At 64.0% G+C, this 1,713-nt stretch carries 1 protein-coding gene; it reads left to right on the top strand.

Features of this window, described 5'->3' with window-relative positions; all coding sequences use genetic code 11:
• Positions 1-427 precede the first annotated feature (427 nt).
• The coding region (locus tag JHD07_RS09680; RefSeq protein ID WP_291621425.1) for a murein L,D-transpeptidase family protein at positions 428-1,713 on the top strand (1,286 nt) is incomplete at its 3' end.

Raw genomic sequence — 1,713 nt, 5'->3', positions numbered from 1 at the left:
GGTTAGGCGCAGCCGTAACCCACCACTTCTGTCTCCGCGGCGATGAAGAGGTGGGTTACGCTGACGCTAACCCACCCTACGAGACCTCCCCTGCAGCCCCCGGTAACCCCGCGTTAACCCTTTTTTTGCCCAAATCGGCGATCTGAGTCCGGGACGGGCCGAAAGCCCTAGTTCCGTCCCAAGTCACGCCCAAAGTCGCGTCCGTTCATTCTTCGTTGACCATGCCCTTGGGCCAACGGCCTCGTGATCCCCGCCCGGGTTGCGACCACATGACCCAGAGGTTAGAATTTTAATCAATGGCTTCAGGGCATAAGCGCTGGGGCGTGAGCTGAAAAAGCCCGTCGTGACGGGCCCGGTTCGCCGGTCGGATCATGCGCCAAACGAATTGGGGTTTGCGCTTGCTGCCCGGCACGGTGTGGGGTCGATCTTGATTTCTCGTTCGCTTGCGCGCGCGCTCTTCACTTCGGTTGCGCTGATGACGGCCGGCGGCCTGCTGGCCGGCTGCAACAGCGACCAGATCTCGCTCGCGACCAACGCCAAGGCCAATCAGCCGGTGCCGCCGAAGCTGATCGCCGCGATGGCCGAGAAGGACATGGACCTGCAATCGCCGATCCTGGTCCGCCTGTTCAAGCAGGAGGCCGAGCTCGAGGTCTGGAAGCAGACCCGCTCGGGCCAGTTCGCGCTGCTCAAGACCTATCCGATCTGCCGCTGGTCCGGCGATCTCGGCCCCAAGGTGCGCGAAGGCGACCGGCAAGCGCCGGAGGGCTTCTACTCGATCAATCCGGGCCAGATGAATCCGCAATCGGCCTATTACCTCTCCTTCAACACCGGCTATCCGAATGCGTTCGACAAGGCGCTCGGCCGCACCGGCTCGCAGCTGATGGTGCATGGCGATTGCTCCTCGCGCGGCTGCTACGCCATGACCGACGAGCAGATCGCGGAGATCTATTCGCTCGGGCGCGAATCCTTCTTCGGCGGTCAGAAGGCGTTCCAGCTGCAGGCCTATCCGTTCAAGATGACGCCGGTGAACATGGCCAAGCACCGGAACAATCCGAACATGCCGTTCTGGAAGATGATCAAGCAGGGCTATGATCATTTCGAGGTGACGCGGCAGGAGCCGAAGGTCGATTTCTGCGAGAAAAGATACGTGTTCGACGCCGCCAGGCCGGCGGATGCCAAGCGCGATCTGGTGTTCGACGCCTCGGCGAAATGTCCGGCCTATGTGATCCCCGAGGAGATCGCCAGCGCGGTGCGCGAGAAGCAGGCCAAGGACGAAACCGAATACGCAAGGCTCGTCGCCAAGGGCACGCCGGTGGCGCGCATGAACACCGGCATCGACGGCGGCATGAACAAGGTGTTCGCCGCCAAGATTCCGGAAGGCTCGACCGGGCTGTCCGAGGGCGCCGAGGGCACCACGCTGCAAATGCTGGCGATGGCCAGGGCGCCGGGCACGATCCCCGGCCACGTCAACCCGCCGAAGCCGAATCTCGACGCTGTGGCAAGCGCGCCCGCGCCGCAGGAGGAGCCGGTGGTCGCAGTCAGCGCGCCAAGCACCCGCGCCGCTTCGACTCAGCCTGCGGAGAAGTCTCAAGGCGGCGGCTTCTTTTCCAATCTCGGCCGCAAGATGGGCATAGGCTCATCGGAAACCACGGCAACCACGCCGCCGCCGCAAGCCACCGCATCTGCGGCGCCGGCCCAGACGCAAGTGACGCC

Source organism: Bradyrhizobium sp. (genome assembly GCF_016462955.1).
Classification (GTDB): Bacteria; Pseudomonadota; Alphaproteobacteria; order Rhizobiales; family Xanthobacteraceae; genus Bradyrhizobium.
Note: the sequence above shows the minus strand (reverse complement) of the source record. Positions and strands in the feature narration are given on the sequence as shown.